The 21,954-nt window shown below is 63.6% G+C and carries 17 protein-coding genes; 10 read left to right on the top strand and 7 right to left on the bottom strand.

Annotation, left to right across the window (positions count from 1 at the left end):
• The first annotated feature begins 5 nt into the window (after positions 1 to 5).
• The gene (locus H0I86_RS19790; RefSeq protein ID WP_180921787.1) at positions 6 to 1,700 is read left to right on the top strand and encodes an AMP-binding protein; all 1,695 of its coding nucleotides are present in this window, start codon (positions 6 to 8) and stop codon (positions 1,698 to 1,700) included.
• Positions 1,701 to 2,356: 656 nt separating this feature from the next.
• On the opposite strand, the gene H0I86_RS19785 is transcribed toward H0I86_RS19790, so the two are convergent.
• From H0I86_RS19785 to H0I86_RS19775, 3 genes are all read right to left on the bottom strand, one after another.
• On the bottom strand, positions 2,357 to 3,256 hold the full coding sequence (locus H0I86_RS19785) for a hydroxymethylglutaryl-CoA lyase (protein ID WP_180921786.1): 900 nt from the start codon (positions 3,254 to 3,256) through the stop codon (positions 2,357 to 2,359).
• 157 nt (positions 3,257 to 3,413) lie between these two features.
• The gene (locus H0I86_RS19780; RefSeq protein ID WP_007929654.1) at positions 3,414 to 3,818 is read right to left on the bottom strand and encodes a MerR family transcriptional regulator; all 405 of its coding nucleotides are present in this window, start codon (positions 3,816 to 3,818) and stop codon (positions 3,414 to 3,416) included.
• Positions 3,819 to 3,985: 167 nt separating this feature from the next.
• Positions 3,986 to 4,912 carry a LysR family transcriptional regulator gene (locus H0I86_RS19775; protein WP_009044615.1) on the bottom strand — a complete coding sequence of 309 codons (927 nt, stop codon included), beginning with the start codon at positions 4,910 to 4,912 and terminating at the stop codon, positions 3,986 to 3,988.
• A gap of 177 nt (positions 4,913 to 5,089) precedes the next feature.
• On the opposite strand from H0I86_RS19775, the gene H0I86_RS19770 reads away from it, so the two are divergent.
• A complete protein-coding gene (locus H0I86_RS19770; RefSeq protein ID WP_180921785.1) occupies positions 5,090 to 6,319 on the top strand; it encodes an acyl-CoA dehydrogenase in 1,230 nt (409 codons plus the stop codon).
• A 94-nt stretch (positions 6,320 to 6,413) separates the two neighbouring features.
• Here H0I86_RS19770 and H0I86_RS19765 read toward each other — a convergent pair whose 3' ends face one another.
• Positions 6,414 to 7,796, bottom strand: coding sequence for a substrate-binding domain-containing protein (locus tag H0I86_RS19765; protein WP_180921784.1), 1,383 nt, complete (start codon positions 7,794 to 7,796; stop codon positions 6,414 to 6,416).
• A 249-nt stretch (positions 7,797 to 8,045) separates the two neighbouring features.
• On the opposite strand from H0I86_RS19765, the gene H0I86_RS19760 reads away from it, so the two are divergent.
• Positions 8,046 to 8,372, top strand: coding sequence for a DUF1508 domain-containing protein (locus H0I86_RS19760; RefSeq protein WP_180921783.1), 327 nt, complete (start codon positions 8,046 to 8,048; stop codon positions 8,370 to 8,372).
• A gap of 55 nt (positions 8,373 to 8,427) precedes the next feature.
• Here the strand turns inward: H0I86_RS19760 and xthA are convergent, their stop codons facing one another.
• The gene (gene xthA, locus H0I86_RS19755) at positions 8,428 to 9,240 is read right to left on the bottom strand and encodes an exodeoxyribonuclease III (protein ID WP_180921782.1); all 813 of its coding nucleotides are present in this window, start codon (positions 9,238 to 9,240) and stop codon (positions 8,428 to 8,430) included.
• Between the two features lie 223 nt (positions 9,241 to 9,463).
• Here xthA and H0I86_RS19750 point away from each other — a divergent pair, with 223 nt between their 5' ends.
• From H0I86_RS19750 to H0I86_RS19720, 7 genes are all read left to right on the top strand, one after another.
• Complete coding sequence (locus H0I86_RS19750; RefSeq protein WP_180925879.1) at positions 9,464 to 10,114, top strand: GNAT family N-acetyltransferase; 651 nt, start codon at positions 9,464 to 9,466, stop codon at positions 10,112 to 10,114.
• 63 nt (positions 10,115 to 10,177) lie between these two features.
• Positions 10,178 to 11,905, top strand: a complete 1,728-nt coding sequence (locus tag H0I86_RS19745; RefSeq protein WP_180921781.1) for an autotransporter assembly complex protein TamA — start codon at positions 10,178 to 10,180, stop codon at positions 11,903 to 11,905.
• Complete coding sequence (locus tag H0I86_RS19740) at positions 11,902 to 15,576, top strand: translocation/assembly module TamB domain-containing protein (protein WP_180921780.1); 3,675 nt, start codon at positions 11,902 to 11,904, stop codon at positions 15,574 to 15,576. The genes H0I86_RS19745 and H0I86_RS19740 overlap by 4 nt, the downstream gene beginning before the upstream one ends.
• A gap of 206 nt (positions 15,577 to 15,782) precedes the next feature.
• The gene (locus H0I86_RS19735; RefSeq protein WP_180921779.1) at positions 15,783 to 16,256 is read left to right on the top strand and encodes a MarR family winged helix-turn-helix transcriptional regulator; all 474 of its coding nucleotides are present in this window, start codon (positions 15,783 to 15,785) and stop codon (positions 16,254 to 16,256) included.
• Positions 16,257 to 17,726, top strand: coding sequence for an efflux transporter outer membrane subunit (locus H0I86_RS19730; RefSeq protein ID WP_180921778.1), 1,470 nt, complete (start codon positions 16,257 to 16,259; stop codon positions 17,724 to 17,726). It abuts the gene before it with no gap.
• 15 nt (positions 17,727 to 17,741) lie between these two features.
• The gene (locus H0I86_RS19725) at positions 17,742 to 18,944 is read left to right on the top strand and encodes an HlyD family secretion protein (RefSeq protein ID WP_180921777.1); all 1,203 of its coding nucleotides are present in this window, start codon (positions 17,742 to 17,744) and stop codon (positions 18,942 to 18,944) included.
• Positions 18,945 to 19,009: 65 nt separating this feature from the next.
• Positions 19,010 to 20,539 (top strand): DHA2 family efflux MFS transporter permease subunit, encoded by a 1,530-nt coding sequence (locus tag H0I86_RS19720; RefSeq protein ID WP_180921776.1) that lies wholly within the window; start codon positions 19,010 to 19,012, stop codon positions 20,537 to 20,539.
• Positions 20,540 to 20,670: 131 nt separating this feature from the next.
• On the opposite strand, the gene lpxH is transcribed toward H0I86_RS19720, so the two are convergent.
• Entirely contained in the window at positions 20,671 to 21,420 is a 750-nt protein-coding gene (gene lpxH / locus H0I86_RS19715; RefSeq protein WP_180921775.1) for a UDP-2,3-diacylglucosamine diphosphatase, read from the bottom strand.
• The gene (locus H0I86_RS19710; protein ID WP_007929634.1) at positions 21,417 to 21,920 is read right to left on the bottom strand and encodes a peptidylprolyl isomerase; all 504 of its coding nucleotides are present in this window, start codon (positions 21,918 to 21,920) and stop codon (positions 21,417 to 21,419) included. Before H0I86_RS19710 ends, lpxH begins: the two co-directional genes overlap by 4 nt.
• Positions 21,921 to 21,954: the final 34 nt, after the last annotated feature.

Here is a 21,954-nt window from a genome sequence, read left to right as displayed (position 1 = left end):
TCATCATGGATCAACCCGCATCCGCGCCGGGGCGCAGCTACACTCGCGGCACCCAGGACAAAGCCTTGCTGGCGCTGACCATCGGTCAGGCGTTCGATCGCACGGTGGCGTCATACCCGCAGGGCGAAGCCCTGGTGGTGCGTCATCAGCAGCTGCGCTACAGCTGGCAGCAACTGGCCGAAACCGTCGATCTGCATGCCCGGGCGCTGTTGGCCTTGGGGCTCAAGACCGGCGACCGGCTGGGCATCTGGGCCCCCAATTGTGCCCAGTGGTGCATCAGCCAGTTCGCCAGCGCCAAGATCGGCGCGATCCTGGTGAACATCAACCCGGCCTATCGCAGTTCCGAGCTGGAATACGTGCTCAAGCAGTCCGGTTGCCAGTGGCTGGTATGCGCCGGTGCGTTCAAGACCTCCGACTATCACGCCATGTTGCAGGGCCTGGCGCCCGAGCTGGCGCAGCAGTCCATCGGCCAGCTACAGAGCGAGCGTCTGCCGGATTTGCGCGGTGTGATCAGCCTCGACGCGCAGCCGCCGTCGGGCTTTCTGCCCTGGTCGCAGCTGGCCGACCTGGGGGCCGGCGTCAGTGTCGAAGCGCTGCGCGAACGCCAGGACAGCCTGGACCCCGACCAGGCGGTGAATATCCAGTACACCTCCGGCACCACCGGTTTCCCCAAGGGCGCGACCCTCAGCCACTACAACATCCTCAACAACGGCTATATGGTCGGCGAGAGCCTGGGCCTGGGCCACGAGGACCGCCTGGTGATCCCGGTGCCGCTGTACCACTGCTTCGGCATGGTCATGGGCAACCTGGGCTGCGTGACCCACGGCACCACCATGATCTACCCCAACGATGCCTTCGATCCGCTGCTGACCCTGAGCGCCGTGGCCGAGGAAAAGGCCACCGGGCTGTACGGCGTGCCGACCATGTTCATCGCCATGCTCGACCAGCCACGACGGGCCGAGTTCGACCTGTCGAGCCTGCGCACCGGGATCATGGCCGGGGCCACTTGTCCGATCGAGGTGATGCGCCGAGTCATCAGCGAGATGCACATGAGCGAAGTGCAGATCGCCTACGGCATGACCGAAACCAGCCCGGTGTCGTTACAGACCGGTCCGGCGGACGACCTCGAGTTGCGGGTGACCACGGTCGGCCGCACCCAGCCGCAGCTGGAAAGCAAGATCATCGACGAGGCGGGCAATATCGTGCCGCGCGGCACCATCGGCGAGCTCTGCACCCGCGGCTACAGCGTGATGCTGGGCTACTGGAACAACCCGCAGGGCACGGCCGAAGCCATCGACCAGGCCGGCTGGATGCACACCGGCGACCTGGCGACCATGAACGACCAGGGTTACGTGTGCATTGCCGGGCGCAACAAGGACATGATCATCCGCGGCGGCGAAAACATTTATCCGCGCGAGCTGGAGGAATTTTTCTTCACCCATCCGGCGGTGGCCGACGTGCAGGTGATCGGCATCCCGTGCTCGAAGTACGGTGAAGAGATTGTCGCCTGGATCAAGTTCCACCCCGGCCACAGCGCCAGCGAGGAGGAGCTGCAGGCCTGGTGCAAGGAGCGTATCGCTCACTTCAAGACGCCGCGCTACTTCAAGTTCGTCGAGGAATTCCCGATGACCGTGACCGGCAAGATCCAGAAGTTCAGGATGCGCGAGATCAGCATCGAGGAGTTGCACGGGCGTTCCTGAGCCATTCGAGCAGGCTCCCGCGAATACGTGCGGGAGCGGCTCGCGAGCCGTCTTAGAGGCCGCGGTCGAATCAGGAGAAGGGGGGAAACAGGAAGGCCGGAAAGCACAAAGGGGAGCCGAAGCTCCCCTTTAATTTTGTCGTTGCGTGCTCTTTTTTTATTATTGAGGGGCGGTCTGTTGTTGTTTTTGGCAACCGTTACCCTTTACCGCTGTTTTTGGCGATCCCCATCCGGGATCAAGAGCAAACGTATTTTTTTGAGCGCTGATCTATTTTCTCGCTTGAGCGACCAACCAGTTCGGGAGCTACCTTAGGGTAGTTTTATTGTTCTCTGCCCGGTTGCGGGTGGCTCTTGTTGTTAAAGACACCCTGAAAAACACATCCTCTCCAAAAAAATCTGTTAGCTGCGTCTCTGCCGTGTTGTTTTTGTTATGTCAGAGTCGTTTCGTCTTATTTTTATTAGCTTTGCTGCTTTTTATTCTTGTTATGCCAGAGATATAGCAGAAGCCATGCCAACTTTTTAAAATCCTTTAAAATCAATGGCTTGATAAAAATGGCATTTCATCTGTACCGCTAGAAAATCGACAAACTGTTTCCGTGTTACCCGTTTCGAGCGTGCGCCAGAGCGGCCGGTAACACCCTGAAACAGGCAATCCCCTCAACCTGGGTAACGGGCCTTGGCGACGCGCGAGCCGGTGGGCCGCCCAAGCACGGAGCAAATCTGCTGGCCGGCGAGGATCAGGCGCTCCATGTCGATACCGGTTTCGATGCCCAGACCATTGAGCAGGTACAGCACGTCCTCGCTGGCGACGTTGCCGCTGGCGCCCTTGGCATAGGGGCAGCCGCCGAGCCCGGCGATGGAGCTGTCGAACACCGCGATGCCTTCCAGCAGGCTGGCGTAGATATTGGCCAGGGCCTGGCCATAGGTGTCGTGGAAGTGCCCGGCGAGCTTGTCCCGCGGAACGTGGGCGGACACCACCTCGAACATCCGGCGGGTAGCGCCGGCGGTGCCGGTGCCGATGGTGTCGCCCAGGGACACTTCGTAGCAGCCCATGCTGTACAGCTCGCGGGCGACCACGGCGACCTGTTCCGGCGCCACCTCGCCTTCGTAAGGGCAGCCCAGCACGCAGGACACGTAACCGCGCACGGTAACGTCGTGTTGTTTCGCCGCGTCCATGATCGGCACGAAGCGCTCCAGGCTCTCGCTGATGGAGCAGTTGATGTTGCGCCGGGAGAAGGCCTCGGAGGCGGCGGCGAACACCGCGACTTCCTTGACCCCGGCGGCCACGGCATCTTCGAAGCCGCGCAGGTTCGGGGCGAGGGCGCCATAGGTCACCCCCGGCTTGCGCTGGATCTGCGCGAACACCTCGGCGGACCCGGCCATCTGCGGCACCCATTTGGGCGAGACGAAACTGCCGACTTCTATATAGCCGAGCCCGGCCGCGCTCAGGGCGTCCACCAGTTGCACCTTGTCGGCGACGCTGATGGGCTGGGCTTCGTTCTGCAAACCGTCGCGAGGGCCGACTTCGACCAGGCGCACATGGGTGGGGAGGGACATGGGGCTTTACCTTTATATGTAGGGATCGCTGATCTAGCCGCTGCCGCAGGCTGCGCTCGGCGACGAAGTCGGCGTAAAACCAGGCACTGTGGTCTGTCTGGCAGATTGTCTGTGTTACTGGTGCGACCGCTTTGCGGGCGATCGCAGCCTGGGGCGGTTACTGCACGGCGCTTTTCTGATTCTGGATGGTCTGCTCCAGCGCCTGGGTGCAGCGCTCTTCCGCGGTGTCCAGCTCCAGCTTCATCTGTTCGATGTCCAGCAGCTGCTGCTCCAGCTGTTCGCGGCGCTCGGCGATTTTCGCCAGCATGCTGTGCAGCTGCTTCAGGTTGCCGCTGCTGGGGTCATAGAGTTCGATCAGCTCGCGGCACTCGGCCAGGGAGAAGCCGATGCGCTTGCCGCGCAGGATCAGCTTTAGGCTGACCTTGTCCCGCGGCGAGTAGATGCGTTCCTGGCCGCGGCGTTCGGGGGCGAGCAGGCCTTGTTCTTCATAAAAACGGATGGCCCGGGTGGTGATGTCGAGCTCGCGGGCGAGGTCGGAAATGCTGTAGGTCTGGCTGCTCATGGGGGCACTCGAAAAAGGTCTTGGCGTTAAGCTAATTCGAGGTTGACGTATACGTCAAGCAAGATGCAGATCCATTCATGGATGCGAGGCTTGCCGAGGAGGGCGGGAACGCAGTGGTTCAGGAGTCACGCAGCGTTCTTATCGCGGGCAAGCCTCGCTCCTACCGGTCACTTCTCGAGTTTTTTCTCGTGGGCCGTCACCTGCTGGCACAGTTCGATCATCTGCTCGCGCATCCAGCGGTTGGCCGGGTCCTGGTCGGTGCTTTCGTGCCAGTAGAGGTGGGTTTCCAGCGGCGGCACGTCGTTGACCGGCAGGTTGAACGCCTGCAGGTCATGGCGCCGGGCGAAGCGCTCGGGCACGGTCATGACCATGTCGGTTTGTTGCAGCACTTGCGACGCCATCAGGTAATGCTGGGAGCGCAGGGCGATCTTGCGCTGGATGCCCATCTTGCCCAGTGCCAGGTCGACGTAGCCCAGGCCGCTGCGGCGGCTGGAGATGTGGATATGGGTCAGCGACAGGTAGTCGTCGAGGCTGAGTTTTTCCTTGTTCGCCAGCGGGTGGCTCTTGCGCATGGCGCAGACGTAGCGGTCTTCCATCAGCTTGACGTGGCGGACCTGCGGGTCGGTGTTGAGCGGGGCATCGACGGCGAAATCCAGGCGGCCGGCCGCCAGTTCCTTGGTGGTTTCCCGGCGCTTGGACAGGAAACTCTCGATGATCACCGTCGGGGCCAGGCGCCGCAGGCGCTGGAACAGCGGCGGCAGGATCACCGCCTCGGTCAGGTCGGTCATGCTGATGCGGTAGGTCTTGACCGCCTGCAAGGGATTGAAGATGCGGCTTTCCTGCACCGATACCCGCAGCAGCGAAAGGGCATTGCGCACCGGGCCGATGATGTTCTGCGCCATCGGCGTGGGCACCATGCCCTGGGCGGTCCGCACGAACAGCGGGTCGTTGAAGGTCTCGCGCAGGCGGGCCAGGGCGTTGGAGACAGCAGGCTGAGTGATACCGACGATCTGCCCGGCGCGGGTCAGGTTGGCTTCGGTGTAGATCGCGTCGAAGACGATGAAAAGGTTGAGGTCGACCTTGCTCAGATTCATTGCGCTGCACTCTTATTGTTAGGGGCGGGAGGGATGGGCTGATGGCCTGCCCGATCAGTCAATCATATATCGGTGATGAATGTTAATACACGCCGAGAATAGGCTAGGTAAATTTTCGTAAACTGTTCTAGCATCGCTTCCATGCCCTCAACCACCTTGCCAAGAAGGTAGCTGCCCATGGATTTCGCCTATTCACCCAAGGTTCAGGAACTGCGTGAGCGCGTGACCGCGTTCATGGACGCTTATGTCTATCCGGCTGAAGCCGTGTTCGAGCGCCAGGTCGCCGAAGGCGATCGCTGGCAGCCGACGGCGATCATGGAAGAGCTCAAACTCAAGGCCAAGGCCGAGGGCCTGTGGAATCTGTTCCTGCCCGAGTCGGAACTCGGCGCCGGCCTGACCAACCTCGAATACGCGCCGCTGGCGGAAATCATGGGCCGCTCCCTGCTGGGGCCGGAACCCTTCAATTGCTCGGCACCGGACACCGGCAACATGGAAGTGCTGGTGCGTTACGCCAATGAAGAGCAGAAGCAACGCTGGCTGGAGCCGCTGCTGCGCGGTGAGATCCGCTCCGCCTTCGCCATGACCGAGCCGGACGTGGCGTCGTCCGATGCCACCAACATGGCCGCCCGCGCCGTGCGTGATGGCGACGAATGGGTGATCAACGGCAAGAAGTGGTGGACCTCGGGTGCCTGCGACCCGCGCTGCAAGATCCTGATCTTCATGGGCCTGAGCAACCCGGACGCGCCGCGCCACCAGCAGCACTCGATGATTCTGGTGCCGGTCGACACCCCCGGGGTGAAGATTGTCCGGCCGCTGCCGGTGTTCGGTTACGACGACGCACCCCACGGCCATGCCGAAGTGCTGTTCGACAACGTGCGCGTGCCCTACGAGAACGTGCTGCTGGGCGAGGGTCGTGGTTTCGAGATCGCGCAGGGCCGCCTTGGCCCGGGCCGGATTCACCACTGCATGCGTTCGATCGGCATGGCCGAGCGCGCACTGGAGTTGATGTGCAAGCGTGCGGTGAGCCGCACCGCCTTCGGCAAGCCGCTGGCACGCCTGGGCGGTAACGTCGACAAGATCGCCGATTCGCGGATGGAGATCGACATGGCGCGCCTGTTGACCCTGAAGGCGGCGTACATGATGGACACCGTCGGTAACAAAGTGGCGAAAAGCGAAATCGCCCAGATCAAGGTGGTGGCGCCGAACGTAGCCTTGAAGGTGATCGACCGGGCCATCCAGATTCATGGCGGGGCCGGGGTCTCCAACGATTTCCCGCTGGCCTACATGTATGCCATGCAACGCACCTTGCGCCTGGCCGATGGCCCGGACGAAGTGCACCGCGCTGCCATCGGCAAGTTCGAAATCGGCAAGTACGTGCCCAAGGAAATGCTGCGCAGCGGGCATTAAAAGCGCTCGCGGGCAAGCTCCGCTTCTACAGAATCTTCCGTAGGAGCGCGGCTTGCCCGCGATAACATCCCGGATTACACCGCGAACTTCCTCCTCAATACACCCAGACCTCCACGCGCCGATTCTTGATCCGTCCCTCGTCCGCGGTATTGGCCGCGACCGGCATCTGGGCACCGAAGCCGCGGATATCGCGCAGCACCACACCGTTTCTCACTAACTCCCGGCGCACGGTCATGGCCCTCAGCTTGGACAGCAGTGCCGCGCGCGCCGGATCGTTCTTGGCGTCGCCAAAGCCGACCAGGGTCACGCGCTTGGCCAGCTTGTCGTGGCGCTTGAGAAAGTCCAGGACCCGTGTCAGATCCTGGCGCGCCTTGTTGTCGAGGGTGGCGCTGCCTTCCTCGAAGCGAAAATTCACGGTCAGGCGCTGCGCCTGTCGGGCGATGGCCTGATACCCCTCGGGCATCTGCGGGGCGGGGGTGACGCTCATGGCCAGCACCGTCTGCGCGATAAAACCGTTGGCCGCGACTATGGCCTGGCCCCTGGGGCTCTGGGCGAAACGCACCAGGGCGCGGGCCCAAGGGTTTTGCTCGTCGGGTGGCAGGTAGAAGTACAGGCGCCGTGACAGCGGGTAGTCCTCGGTGGCGATCAGGCTGTCGAGGGGCAACATCGGTTGCGAGCCACCGTCGACGATCGCTACGGCCTTGGCCTGGCGCACATAAGGCAGGCCGATAAAACCGATGCCCTGGGGATCGTGGCTGACCGCGTCGGAGAGTTGCTCGCTGGACTCGAAGCGTTGCGCCGTGGCGCTGAGGTTCTTGCCGCGGTGGGCCAGCACCAGCTCCTTGAAGGTGTCGTAGGTGCCGGAGCGATCATCGCGGGCGTACAGGTGAATGGCGCCGCCGACGCCGCCCAGTTCTTCCCAGGTTTTCACCTCGCCGCTGAATACCCGCGCCAGTTGCTCGGTGTCCAGCCGCGCCAGTGGGTTTTGCGGGTGGAGGATGATCGCCAGGCCGTCGATGGCGATCACCTGTTCGGCCTCGGGGGCTTTCAGGTCGCCGAGGGTTTCCAGTTCCACCAGTTCGCTGTCCTTGATTGGTCGTGACGCGGCGGCGAGGTCGGCGCTGGCGTTCTTCAACGCGACGAAGCCGGTACTGGAGCCATGGGCGGCGATCTCGACGAAAACGCGCCGGCCCTGGGTATTCTGGCCGGTCACCCGACGCTCGTTGTCTTTGCCTGAGGCCTCGATCCGTATGTCGAGCAAACCCTGTTCCTGCATCAGGCCCTTGACCAGGGCCGGGCCCAGCGCGGCACCGATGGTGTTGGAACCCTGGATGCGCAGCACCGGCTGGTTGTCACCGTCCAGGGGCAGGGCGGCGAACACCGACCAGGGCAGGGCGTAGCAGACGAAGCCGACCAGCAGCAGGCAGAGGGTGCGGCACCAGAGGTCCCGTTCACTTACGGTACAAACGCGTGACATGCGGCAATGGCCTTCTATGGCGGGAGCGAGTGCGGCGAGATTAAGTCAGGGAGGTGACGGGGATGTGACAGTTGACGGGGGTAATAGGAGCCTTCCCCTGGCTTTCAGAATGCTCTTAACAACCCGGAACGGCTGGCTCAGTACAGTTGAAAACTTTGTCTGGAGGGGAATTGGCGCACGCCGACTCTCGTCGTCACCAGGCGTCGATGCAGCCCTGGCTGCAATTTGCTTGTGTCAAAGGAGTATGAAATGAGTGGCTGGTTCGAGCTGAAGCAATATGGCAGCGGAGGTTTCAGGTTCTTGCTGAAGTCCAGGGACGCGCAGAGCATGCTTCAAAGCGACCGTTACCCTTGTCGTGAGAGTGTCGAGGCAGCCATCGCGCTGCTGCGCAAGCACTGCACGTCCTCGGGTAGTTACGAAAAGAAGATCGCCCCGGGTGGCAAATCCTACTTCAATCTCAAGGCCGGCAAGGAGGTGAGCCTGGTCAGCCACCTGTATGACTCGGAGCCGACCCGTGAGTCCGCCATCGAGGCCATCATGCAGGCCGGCACCAGCACCCGGGTCGAGTTGTGTTGAGACGCTGAAGCAATAAAAAAGCCCATCTCAGGATGGGCTTTTTTGTGCCTGGCGATCAGCTCAGTTCGAGCCAGATCGGTGCGTGGTCGGAAGGTTTTTCCATGCCGCGCAGGTCGTAGTCGACCCCGGCATCCTTGATCCGTGGCAGCAGGCCGCGGGAGGCCATGATCAGGTCGATGCGCAGGCCGCGCTTGGGCTCGTCCTCGAAACCGCGGCTGCGGTAGTCGAACCAGCTGAAGCGATCGGCCACCTCGGGGTTGAGGTGGCGGAAACTGTCCACCAGGCCCCAGTTCTTCAGGCGGGCCATCCACTCGCGCTCTTCCGGCAGGAAGCTGCACTTGCCGGTTTTCAGCCAGCGTTTCATGTTGTCCGGGCCAATGCCGATGTCGCAGTCTTCCGGGGAAATGTTCACGTCGCCCATGACCACCAGCGGCTGCTCGTTGCTGAAACGGGTTTCCAGCAGGTGCTGCAGGTCGCTGTAGAAACGCTGCTTGGCCGGGAACTTGGTGGGGTGGTCGCGGCTTTCGCCCTGGGGGAAGTAGCCGTTCATGATGGTTACCTGGGTGCCGTTGGCGTCGACGAAGGTGCCCCAGATAAAGCGCCGCTGGGCGTCTTCATCGTCACCGTCGAAGCCTTTGTACAGGTCCAGTGGCGCCTGGCGCGAAAGCAGGGCGACGCCGTAGTGGCCTTTCTGCCCGTGGAAATGCACGTGATAACCCAGCGCCTGGACTTCGGCCAGGGGGAACTGGTCGTCCGACACCTTGGTTTCCTGCAGGCCGATGATGTCCGGTTGATGCTTTTCGATCAGCGCCGCCAGCTGATGGGGGCGGGCGCGCAGCCCGTTGATGTTGAACGAGACGATCTTCATGGTCGGCAGTCCTGGCAAAACTGCGATGCTAGCCGACAAGTCGCGCGGCGGCCAGCGTGGCGGCGGGGCGGCTGCGCTGCTAAGGTCCATGAGCAGCGCAGCGTAGTGGAACGATCGCGGGCCTGGAAGGCTCGTAGCTATGAAGCACACCAAGAACGGGCACACGTTTGCCGCCACTCAGCGCGGCCACTTCAAGCCGGCCCCAGGGGGGAGACCCATCGCCATGCCTGAAACCTCGACTGCCATCGCCGACATTCATATGCTCGACAGCGGCTATGCCCGCGAAGCCCGTTCCCTGCTGTACCAGGCTTATCGCCATGAGCGGACCTTCGCTTATCTGTTCGAGTCCGAACGCCCGGGTTACGAGCAGCGGGTGCGGGCCACGGTGCGTGAGCTGGTCAAGCAGCACTTTCTTCAGGACCTGCCAGCCATCGGCCTGCTGGTCAACGACCGGCTGATCGGCATCGCCCTGATCGCGCCCCCCCAGCGTCGCCTGGGCATTACCGAGAGCTGGGCCTGGCGTCTGCGCATGGTGCTCAGCACCGGTTTCCGCTGCACCCGGCGTTACCTGGACTATCACGCGGCGGTGCTGGGCTGCCTGCCCAGCGATTCGGTGCACGTCCTGCCATTGCTGGGCGTCCACCCGCAGTTCCAGGGCAAGCACTTCGGTGAGCAGTTGCTGCAGGCGGTGCACAACTGGTGCGCGGTGGACGAGCATTCCCAGGGCGTGGTGCTGGACACCGGCAACCCACGTTACCTGGCGTTCTATGAGCGCCAGGGTTACGAAGAGATTGGCGAGATCGCCGTCGGTCCGATCCGTGAGCACGTTTTCTTTCACGCCAACCCGCAGGTTCTGCAGAACGCGGCCGGCTGAACAGAACTTTCCTCACATTTGTGCGCTCTATCGGGCTCCCAGCTCGTGATAGCATTCGCGCCTATGAAGTTTTCAGGAAGATTCACCAGCGGCTTGTTGCTGCTGTTCACAAGCTGTGCGGCACTGGCGCAAAGCGAATTGGACGTCAGGGTCAAACCCTCCAACGATGAACTCAAGGCCAATGTGGAGGGCTACATTGGCGGGGTTGGCGATCGCGACGAGGAGGCGCTGCTGCGTTTCAGTCGTGGTGCCGAGGAGCAGGCCCGCAAGGCCGCCCAGGCCCTGGGCTACTACCAGCCGCAGATCAGCAGCGAAGTCAAAGGCGGCGAAAAGCCGCGTTTGGTGCTGAACATCGATCCTGGCGAGCCGGTGCACCTGCGCAACGTCACCATCCGGGTCGACGGCCCGGCGGCCTCCCTCAAGGGCTTTCGTGTGCCCAAAAGCGATCAGCTGAAAAGCGGCGCGGTCCTCAATCACGGTCATTACGAAGACGCCAAGCGCCTGATCCAGAACCAGGCGTCGCGCTACGGCTTTTTCAGCGGGCGTTTCACCCGGCAGAAGCTGGCCGTGGACCCCCAGGCCGGGGTGGCGGATATCGAACTGGTGTACGAAAGCGGTCCGCGCTACGCCCTGGGCAAGGTCAGTTTCGCCGGCGATACGCCGTTCGACGAAGACCTGCTGCAACGCATGGTGCCGTTCAAGGCCGGCACTCCCTACGATTCCGAACTGATCGCCGAACTCAACCAGGCGCTGCAATCGAGCGGTTACTTCGAAGGCGTGCGGGTCGACGCGGCGCCGACCGCGGCCGCCGCCGAGGTGATTCCGGTGGCGGTCCAGCTGGAAACCCGCAAGCCGCGCACCATGGGCCTGGGCCTGGGGTTTTCCACCGATGTCGGGCCGCGGGCCAAGGCCAACTGGACCCGGCACTGGGTCAACGCCCAAGGCCACAGCTATGGCTGGGAGGCGGAAGTCTCCGCGCCGCGGCAGAACGTCGGCCTGTTCTACGACATACCGCTGGACCCGCCGCTGACCGACAAGCTGCGTTTTGCCGGCGGCTACCAGAACGAAGAAATCTCCAATACCGATACCCTGAGCAAACTGCTCACCCTCGGCCCCGAGTGGCACAGCAAGTTGCCCAGCGGCTGGCAGCGGGTCATCTCGCTGAAGTGGCAGCGCGAGGAATACCGCCTTGGCGACGACTCGGGCCTGAGTACCCTGTTGATGCCCGGCATCAGTTATTCCTACCTGCGCAGCGATAACCGCATCGACCCGCACAACGGCTATCGCCTGCAATTCGACAGCAAGGTGGCCAAGGAAGGGCTGGGCTCGGACACCAACCTGTTATATGGCACCGTGCTGCTCAAGGGCCTGACCACGGTGTGGGACAACCACCGGTTTCTTGGCCGGGTGCAGTTCGGTGGCAGCGCCACCAACGGTTACAAGAAGGTCCCGCCATCGCTGCGCTTTTTCGCCGGTGGCGATCAGAGCGTGCGTGGTTACGATTACCAGAGCCTGTCGCCGGAGAACTCCGACGGCGACCGGATCGGCGGGCGCTACATGGTGGCCGGCAGCGTCGAGTACCAGTACTCCATCGCGGAAAAATGGCGCCTGGCGACCTTTGTCGACCAGGGCAACTCCTTTGACAAGCTTGAACTGCCGAACCTCAAGACCGGGGTTGGCGTCGGTGTGCGCTGGATATCCCCGGTGGGGCCGATCCGCCTCGACCTGGCCCGTGCGCTGGACGACGACGGTGGCATTCGCTTGCACTTTTCCATGGGGCCAGAGCTGTGAAACGTGGTTTGAAGATCGCGGCGCTGGCGCTGCTGGTGCTGGTGGCGGGGCTGGTACTGGCGCTGGCTTCGATGCTCGGCACCCAGGCCGGCAGTCGCTGGGCCCTGGGCCTGGTGCCGGGTTTGACGGTGGAGAACTTCGCCGGCCGCCTGGGCGGACAGTGGAGCGCCGATCACCTGTTGTGGCAACAGGACAGCAGCCGGGTCGAACTCCAGGCTCTGAAATTCGCCTGGTCGCCGGCGTGCCTGATGCGCATGACCCTGTGCATCGAGCAACTGGACGTGGAGCAGGTCAGCCTGCAGTTCCCGCCGGGTGCGGAAGAAGAAAGCAGCGGCCCGATCAGCCTGCCGGATCTGCAACTGCCCCTGGCTATCGAGCTGGGTCAGGTGCGGGTCGGCAGCCTGCAGTTCAATGGCGCCGAGGAACTCAAGGGCCTGCAACTGGCGGCGCAGTGGACGGCCAAGGGCTTGCAGATCGACTCGGTGAGCCTGCGACGCGACGACCTCAGCCTCAATCTCTCGGGTTTGTTGTCGCCCAGCGGCGACTGGCCACTGAGCGCCACCGCTACCCTGACCCTGCCGGCGCCCGGCAGCGAACCCTGGGCGCTGGCACTGAAGGTCGATGGCGACCTGTTGAAGACCCTCAAGCTTGCGGCCGACAGCAGCGGTTATCTGCAAGGCCGGTTGAGCGGTGAGCTGCAACCGTTGGCGGAGAACCTGCCGGCCGAGGTGCGGATCACCGCCGATGGCTTCAAGGCCAGCGCCGATCTGCCCGATACCCTGATGCTCAATCAGCTGGAACTGACCGGCAAAGGCAATCTCAAGGCGGGTTACCGACTGCTGGGCAAGGCCACCTTGCCGGCCGAGCAGGGGCCGGTGGCACTGGCGCTGCAAGGCAAGGTCGACGCCAAGGGCGCGCAGATCGCCGCGCTGGACCTGACCGCCAACGACAAGCAAAACCTCAAGCTGACCGGCCAGCTGGACTGGAGCCAGGGCCTGAACGCCGAAGCCAAGCTCGACTGGCTGGATTTTCCCTGGCATCGCCTGTACCCGCTGATCGAAGAACCCGCGGTGGCGGTGCGTCGTTTCAATGCGGAAGTCGCCTACCGCGATGGCAACTACCTGGGCAACTTCAAGGGCGACCTCGATGGCCCGGCGGGGGCGTTCAGCCTCAGCAGCCCGTTCAGCGGCGACCTGACGAAAATCTTCCTGCCCCAGTTCAAGCTGACGGCCGGCCAGGGCAAGGCCGAAGGCCACCTGAACCTGCAATTCGCCGACGGCATCGCCTGGGATACCGCCCTGGACCTGTCGGCGATCAACCCGGCGTACTGGGTTGCCGAACTGCCGGGTACGTTAGCTGGACCGCTGCGCAGCCAGGGCGAAATGAAGAACGAGCAACTCAAGCTCAACGCCGACCTCGACCTCAAGGGCAAGTTGCGCGGCCAGCCCGTGGTGCTGCAGGCCAAGGCCGATGGCGCTGGCGAGCAGTGGAACCTGAACGCCCTGGACATCCGCCTGGGCGACAACCGCATCAACGGTTCCGGCCGCCTGCAACAACGCCTGGCCGGGCAGCTCGATATCAAGCTGCCACGCCTCGGCCAGCTGTGGCCCGAGCTGCGTGGCCAGCTCAACGGCCGCCTCGATGTGGCAGGTACCTTGAAGGCGCCGCAGGGCAAGCTTGACCTGCAAGGCCAGCAACTGGTGTTCGCCGACAATCGCCTGCAGAGCCTCAAGCTCGATGCCAACCTGGACAGCGCGCAACGGGCGCGGATCGACCTCAAGGGGGCCGGCATCCAGGTCGGCGAAACCTCGCTGGGGACGCTGACGGCCAGCGGCCAGGGCGATATCAAGAGCCAGAAGTTGCAACTGGACCTGCAAGGGCCGCAGCTCAAGCTGGCGCTGGGCCTGGACGGCAAGCTGGACCAGGGCAACTGGCGCGGACGCCTGGCCAGCGGCGATATCCAGACCGGTGGCCAGGACTGGAGGCTGCAAGCCCCGGCGAAGCTCGAATACCTGGCCGACGGCAAGCTCAATTTCGGCGCCCATTGCTGGGCCAGCGGCGATGCCAGCCTGTGTGGCGAGGATCAGCGGCTGATGCCCGAGCCCAAGTTGCGCTATCACCTCAAGCAGTTCCCGATCGACAGCCTCGCGCAGTGGCTGCCCAAGGATTTTGCCTGGAAGGGCCGGCTCAATGCCGATATCAAGCTGGACGTACCGGCTGGCGGCCCGCAGGGGCGGATCCTGCTGGACGCCAGCGGCGGCACCTTGCGGGTCAAGGAAAAGCAGCAGTGGCTGGACTTCCCGTATCAGACGCTGAAAATCGACACCACCCTCAACCCCAAGCGTATCGACACGCAGCTGGCGTTCAGCGGCGGCAAGCTCGGTGAGCTGATGCTGCAGGCGCAGATCAATCCGTTGCCGAAAAACAAGCCGCTGTCCGGCGAGTTCCGCCTCAGCGGCCTGGACCTGGCGGTGGCGCGGCCGTTCGTGCCGATGGTCGAGAAGCTCGCCGGCACCCTCAATGGCAGCGGGCGCATCTCCGGTGGCCTGCTGGCGCCGCAGGTCAACGGCAGCCTGGCGCTCAGCGGTGGCGAAGTCTCCGGTCCCGAATTGCCCATCAGCCTCCAGGACCTGCAATTGCAGGCGCTGATCGCCGGTGAAAATGTGCAGTTGAGCGGCGGTTGGAAGACCGGCAAGGCCGGGCAGGGCAGCCTCAACGGCAATATCGCCTGGGGCCAGGCGCTGGTGGTGGACCTGAGCCTGAAAGGCTCGCAGTTGCCGGTCACCGTCGAGCCCTATGCGGTACTGGACGTGGCGCCGGACCTGAAGATCTCGATGAAGGACGACAAGCTGGCGATCGCCGGCAAGGTCCAGGTGCCCAAGGGCGAAATCACCATTCGCGAATTGCCGCCGTCGACGGTCAAGGTGTCGGACGACACGGTGATCATCGGCCACCAGACCGAGGAGGGCAAAGCGCCGATGGCCATGGCGATGGACATCGACGTGGTGGTCGGCGAGGACAAGCTCAGCTTCACCGGTTTCGGCCTGACCGCCAACCTGCAAGGCCACGTGCACATCGGCGACAACATGGACACCCGTGGCGAACTGTGGCTCAACGACGGCCGCTACCGCGCCTACGGCCAGCGCCTGACCGTGCGCCGGGCGCGCCTGCTGTTCGCCGGGCCGATCGACCAGCCGTACCTGGACATCGAGGCGATCCGCCAGACCGATGACGTGATCGCCGGGATCCGCCTCAGTGGCAGCGCCGAACAACCGACCACGCAGATCTTCTCGGAGCCGGCCATGAGCCAGGAGCAGGCCTTGTCCTACCTGGTACTCGGGCGTCCCTTGAGCACTACCGGCGAGGACAACAACATGCTGGCGCAAGCCGCCCTGGGCCTTGGCCTGATGGGCAGCTCGAACATCACCGGCGGGCTGGCCAAGAACCTGGGGATAGAAGACTTCCAGCTCGACACCCAGGGCAGCGGCAACACCACCAGCGTGGTGGCCAGCGGCAATATCTCCGAGCGCCTCAGCCTGCGGTACGGGGTGGGGGTCTTCGAACCGGCCAACACCATCGCCCTGCGCTACAAACTGAGCAAGAAGGTCTACCTGGAAGCGGCCAGCGGCGTTGCCAGCTCGCTGGACATCTTCTACAAACGCGACTTCTGATAGTCGTGGGCAAGCCAGTCCCCTTTTGGCAGGGGACTGGCTTTCGCCACCCCTCCAACCGGTATTTCTCCCCCCGATTTTCGACGCCAAGGCTTTCCCATTAATTAGCTTGATAGCGAGCATGCTAATTATTGTTTGGATATTGGCTGCCTAGGCAGTAACATCTTGACATACTTTCGCTGCCTAGGCAGCTAACAGGTGGTCAGATGAAACACTTCACCCCAGACGATTTCCACAATTGCCACCTTGGGCTCTTGCTGGGCCGCGCCGCCCTGCTCAAGGACCGGATCATCGACACCCACATGGAACCCCACGGCATCACCGCCGCGCAGTTCAAGGTGCTGATCATCATGGCCCAGTTCGGCGTCGACACTCCGGCCGAGCTGTGCCGCCACCTGTCCCTCGACAGCGGTTCCATGACCCGCATGCTCGATCGCCTGGAGCAGAAGGACTTCCTCGCCCGCCAACGCTCGGAGCACGACCGCCGCCAGGTGCGCCTGGTGCTCACCGAGGAGGGCCAGAAGCTCACCGACTGCCTGCCGCACATCGGCGCCAATGCCATGAACGAACTGGCCGGCGCCATCACCCCCGAAGAGTTGAAAACCCTGGAACAGATCCTCAAGAAAATTTTGCTGGCGGCCGGTGACCCGATCACCGTGTTGCGGGTAGGTGATAAGTAAATGAGCAGTAAAACCTTGCGTACCCGTTTCAGCCTGGTGCTGCTGGCCATGAGCCTGGCCGGTTGTGCCAACTACAGCGGCCTGACAACCGAAGGGGTGAGCCTCGATGCCAAATCCCTCAAGGCCGGACAATCCCTGAGTGGCGTGACCCTGTCGCCGGCGGCCTGGCCGAAGAGCGACTGGTGGAAGAGCCTGGGCGATCCACAGCTCGATGGCCTGATCCGCGAAGCCCTGCACGACAGCCCCGACATGCAGATCGCCAGCGCCCGTGCCCACCAGGCCAGCGCGGCGGCCTATGCCGCGGACGCGGCACGCATGCCGACCCTGGATGCCAGCGGCGGTGTCAGCCGCTCGCGCCTGTCTCGCTCGCAGGACCCGAGCGGGCAGGGCGACAACTACAGCACCCTGCGTAGCCTGACGGGCAACTTCAATTACACCTTCGACCTCTGGGGCGGCCAGCGCGATACCTGGGAAGCCGCCCTGGGCCAGGCCCGCGCCGCGGAGATCGATCGCCAGGCCGCGCAACTGACCCTGGCCGCCGACGTGGCCCGGGCCTACAGCGATCTGGGCCAGGCGCATATCGTCCATGACCTGGCCACTGAAGACCTCAAGCGCACCCGGCAGATGCTCGAGCTGAGCCAGAAGCGCCTGAGCTCGGGCATCGACAGCCAGTATCAGTACCAGCAGACCGAAAGCCTGGAGGCCAGCTCCGAAGCCTCGCTGATCGACGCCGAGAAAAACCTGCAGAGCGCCAAGATCGCTCTCGCGGTATTGCTCGGCAAAGGCCCCGACCGGGGCAACGGAATAGCCCGGCCGAAAGTCCTCCGGGCCAGCGCGGTGGCGCTGCCGTCGATGCTGCCGGCGGAACTGCTGGGCCGCCGTCCGGACCTGGTGGCCGCGCGCTGGCGGGTCGAGGCGGCGAGCAAGAGCATCGACGCCGGCAAGACCAACTTCTATCCCAACCTCAACCTGAGCGCCGTCGCCGGCACTCAGTCGCTGCTGGGGGATGCGATGTTCGGATCGGCCAGCCGCTTCTTCAATATCGCCCCGACCGTGTCGCTGCCGATCTTCGACGGTGGCCGCCTGCGCGCCGACCTGGATGCCCGGGACGCCGACTACGACCTGGCCGTGGCGCAGTACAACAAGAGCCTGGTGAATGCCCTGGGGGATGTCAGCGACACCATCTCCCAACTGCGTGACATCGGTCGGCAGATCGCCGCCCAGCAACATGCCACCGACATCGCCCAGGACTCCTACGACACCGTGGTCCAGCGCTACGGCTCGGGTATCGGCAATTACCTGGACGTGCTCAGCATCGAGCAGCAATTGCTGCAGGCCCAGCGTCAGCTGGCGACCCTGAATGCCCAGCAGATCGACCTGTCGATCCAACTGATGCAGGCCCTGGGCGGTGGTTTCCAGACCGACAATCTGGCCGCGGCCACCCCGACCCCAGCCTCGCGCAATCAATAATTCAAGGTACTCATCATGGCCACTGCCGAAACCAACAACGCTCCCGAAAACACTCCGGACACTGTCAACCCACGCAAGCGCAAGGTCATGCTGCTGGGCCTGGTGGCGCTGATCGTCCTGGGCGGACTGGGGGTCTTTGCCTGGTATGAACTCTACGGACGCTGGAATGAAGGCACCGACGACGCCTATGTGAATGGCAACGTGGTGGCGATCACCCCGCTGGTCACCGGCACGGTGGTCAGCATCGGCGCCGACGATGGCGACCTGGTCCACGAAGGCCAGGTGCTGATCAACTTCGACCCCAACGATGCCGAGGTCGGCCTGCAAAGCGCCGAGGCCAACCTGGCCCGCACCGTGCGCCAGGTGCGCGGGCTGTACAGCAACGTCGACGGCATGCGCGCCCAGGTGGCGGCGCAGAAGGCCGAAGTGCAGAAAGCCCAGGACAACTTCAACCGTCGCCGGACCCTCGCCAGCAGCGGGGCGATTTCCCAGGAAGAACTGTCCCACGCCCGCGATGACCTGACCTCGGCGCAGAACGCCCTGGCCAATGCCCAGCAGCAGCTCAACACCACCAACGCGCTGGTGGACGACACCGTGGTCTCCAACCATCCGGACGTGCAGGCGGCCGCCGCGCAACTGCGCCAGGCCTACCTGACCAATGCCCGCAGCACGCTGATTGCCCCGGTGACCGGTTATGTCGCCAAGCGCACCGTGCAACTGGGCCAGCGGGTACAGCCGGGCACCGCGTTGATGGCGGTGATCCCGCTCGACCAGCTGTGGATCGAGGCCAACTTCAAGGAAACCCAGCTGCGTGACATGCGCATCGGCCAGCCGGTGGACATCGAGGCCGATATCTACGGCAGCGACGTCAAGTACAGCGGCACCATCGACAGCCTGGGCGCCGGTACCGGCAGTGCCTTCGCCCTGTTGCCGGCGCAGAACGCCACCGGCAACTGGATCAAGATCGTGCAGCGGGTGCCGGTGCGCATCCACGTGAACGCCGAAGAGCTGGCCAAGCACCCGTTGCGGGTCGGCCTGTCGACGGTGGTCAACGTCGACCTGCACGACCAGAGCGGCCCGGTGCTGGCCCAGCAGCCGCCACAAAAGGCTTCGTTCAGTACCAACGTCTACGACCGTCAATTGAGCGAGGCCGATGCCTTGATCGCTCGTCTGATCCACGACAACAGCGCCGCCATCGGCAAGACCGCGCAGCGCTGATTCGCCGATCCCTCTGCTGCGGCCGTTAGCGGTCGCGGCGCCTGCCTCGCTTCATAGGATTCGCGATGAGCAATAACGCCTCTTTCACGCCGCCCAGCCTGTTGCTCAGCACCATCGGCCTGTCGCTGGCGACCTTCATGCAGGTGCTCGACACCACCATCGCCAACGTGGCCTTGCCGACCATCTCCGGCAACCTCGGGGTGAGTTCGGAGCAGGGCACCTGGGTGATCACCTCGTTTGCCGTGAGCAACGCCATCGCCTTGCCGCTGACCGGCTGGCTGAGCCGGCGCTTCGGCGAAGTGAAGCTGTTTATCTGGGCCACCCTGCTGTTCGTGCTGGCCTCGTTCCTCTGCGGGATTTCCACCTCCATGCCCGAGCTGGTGGGCTTTCGTGTGCTGCAAGGGGTGGTGGCCGGGCCGCTGTACCCGATGACCCAGACCCTGCTGATCGCGGTCTACCCGCCGGCGAAAAGGGGCATGGCCCTGGCGCTGCTGGCGATGGTCACGGTGGTGGCGCCGATTGCCGGGCCGATTCTCGGCGGCTGGATCACCGACAGCTACAGCTGGCCGTGGATCTTCTTCATCAACGTACCGATCGGCCTGTTCGCCGCCTGGGTGGTCAAGCAGCAGCTGAAGGCGCGGCCGGTGGTGACCAGTCGCCAGCCGATGGACTACATCGGCCTGCTGAGCCTGATCGTCGGCGTCGGCGCCTTGCAGATCGTGCTCGACAAGGGCAACGACCTGGACTGGTTCGAATCCAACTTCATCATCATCGGTACGTTGATTTCGCTGATCGGCCTGGCGGTGTTCGTGATCTGGGAAATGACCGACCGCCATCCGGTGGTCAACCTGCGGCTGTTCGCCCACCGCAACTTCCGCATCGGCACCATTGTGCTGGTGGGTGGTTATGCCGGCTTCTTCGGCATCAACCTGATCCTGCCGCAGTGGGTGCAGACCCAGATGGGCTATACCGCGACCTGGGCCGGCCTGTCGGTGGCGCCGATGGGCATCCTGCCGGTGCTGATGTCGCCTTTCGTCGGCAAGTACGCGCACAAGTTCGACCTGCGTTTGCTGGCCGGGCTGGCGTTCCTGGCGATCGGCCTGAGCTGTTTCATGCGCGCCGGGTTCACCAACGAGGTGGACTTCCAGCACATCGCCCTGGTGCAGCTGTTCATGGGCATCGGCGTGGCGCTGTTCTTCATGCCGACCCTGAGCATCCTGATGTCGGACCTGCCGCCGCACCAGATCGCCGATGGCGCCGGCCTGGCCACCTTCCTGCGGACCCTCGGTGGCAGCTTCGCTGCTTCGTTGACCACCTGGATCTGGATCCGCCGGGCGAACGAGCACCATGCCTATATGGGTGAGCACATCAGCAGCTTCGAGCCGGCCACCCGCGATGCCCTGGGCGCCCTGGGCGGTGCCAGCAACCAGGCCTACGCGCAGCTGGACCAGGTGCTGACCGGCCAGGCGTACATGATGTCCACCGTGGACTATTTCACGTTGCTGGGCTGGGGCTTCATGGGCCTGATTCTGCTGGTGTGGCTGGCCAAGCCACCGTTCACGGCCAAGGCCGGGCCGGCGTCGGCGGGGCATTGAGGGGGCGCGGGGCTTGAGGGGGGGCGCCAGCCCGTTCGCTCCGGCAGGGGACTGCACAATCCTTGTCGGGGCGAACGGGTTGGCGATTGAAGGCAAGACCCTTCGGGCCTTGTCGCAGCCTGCGGCAGCGGCTACGGGCGGGGCAATGCCCGCTGTGACGGCACGAAGTCGAAAGCCGCCAGCTGGAAGCCCTGTTCATCCACCTGCAAGGCCCAGCCCTGACGATCCCAGTCGCCCAGCACGATGCGCTTGGCGGCCTGGTCGCCGATCTGCAACTTGTGGATGGCCGGGCGGTGGGTGTGGCCGTGGACCAGGGTCCGCACCTTGAACGCCTGCATGATCCGCGGCACTTCGTCCGGGGTCACGTCGACGATGTCGTTGGCCTTCATGCGGGTTTGCGCGCGGCTTTCGTTGCGCAGCTTGCGCGCCAGCTTGTGCCGGGTGCGCAACGGCAAGTGCCTGAGGATCCACAGCGAAACCGGGTTGCGCAGGTAACGGCGCATGCGCATATAGGCTTCGTCGCGGGTGCACAGGCTGTCGCCGTGCATCAGCAGCACCGGCTCGCCGTAGAAGTCGACCACGCTCGGGTCCTTGAGCAGGGTCGCGCCCGCGGCCTTGCAGAAGGCCTTGCCGAGCATGAAGTCGCGGTTGCCATGCATCAGGAAAACCTGCGTGCCGCTGTCGCTGAGCTCGCGCAGTGCCTGGCAAATGGAAAGCTGGTAGGGGGTCATGGCGTCGTCGCCGATCCAGACCTCGAAGAAATCTCCCAGGATGTACAGCGCTTGCGCCGAGCGGGCACGCCCGCCCAGTAAATCCAGAAACGCCCGGGTAATGTCCGGGCGTTCCTCTTCCAGATGCAAATCTGAAATCAGCAGTATCACTCAACGATCTCGGCTTTCTCGATGATCACGTCTTCTGCCGGTACGTCCTGGTGGCCGGCCTTCATGGTGGTGGCCACGCCTTTGATCTTGTCGACCACTTCGGTGCCGGCAACCACTTTGCCGAATACCGCGTAGCCCCAGCCCTGGACAGTCTTGCCGCTGTGGTTGAGGAAGCTGTTGTCGGCGACGTTGATGAAGAACTGCGCGGAAGCCGAATGCGGCTCCATGGTGCGGGCCATGGCGACGGTGTACTTGTCGTTGGAAAGACCGTTGTCGGCTTCGTTCTGGATGCTTGGACGCTTGTCTTTCTTCTCTTTCATGCCTGGCTCGAAACCGCCGCCCTGGATCATGAAGTTACCGATGACGCGGTGGAATACGGTGTTTTCGTAATGACCGGCTTTAACGTATTCGACGAAGTTGGCCACGGTGACCGGGGCTTTCTCGGCGTTCAGTTCCAGCACGATGTCGCCGTGGTTGGTGGTCAGTTTGACTTGAGTCATGATCGGTACTCTTTATAAGGAGGAGCGTTTTCTA

This window comes from Pseudomonas chlororaphis subsp. aurantiaca, from assembly GCF_013466605.1.
In the GTDB taxonomy this organism is placed as follows: domain Bacteria; phylum Pseudomonadota; class Gammaproteobacteria; order Pseudomonadales; family Pseudomonadaceae; genus Aquipseudomonas; species Aquipseudomonas chlororaphis_I.
This window is presented reverse-complemented; position numbering and strand designations above follow the sequence as displayed.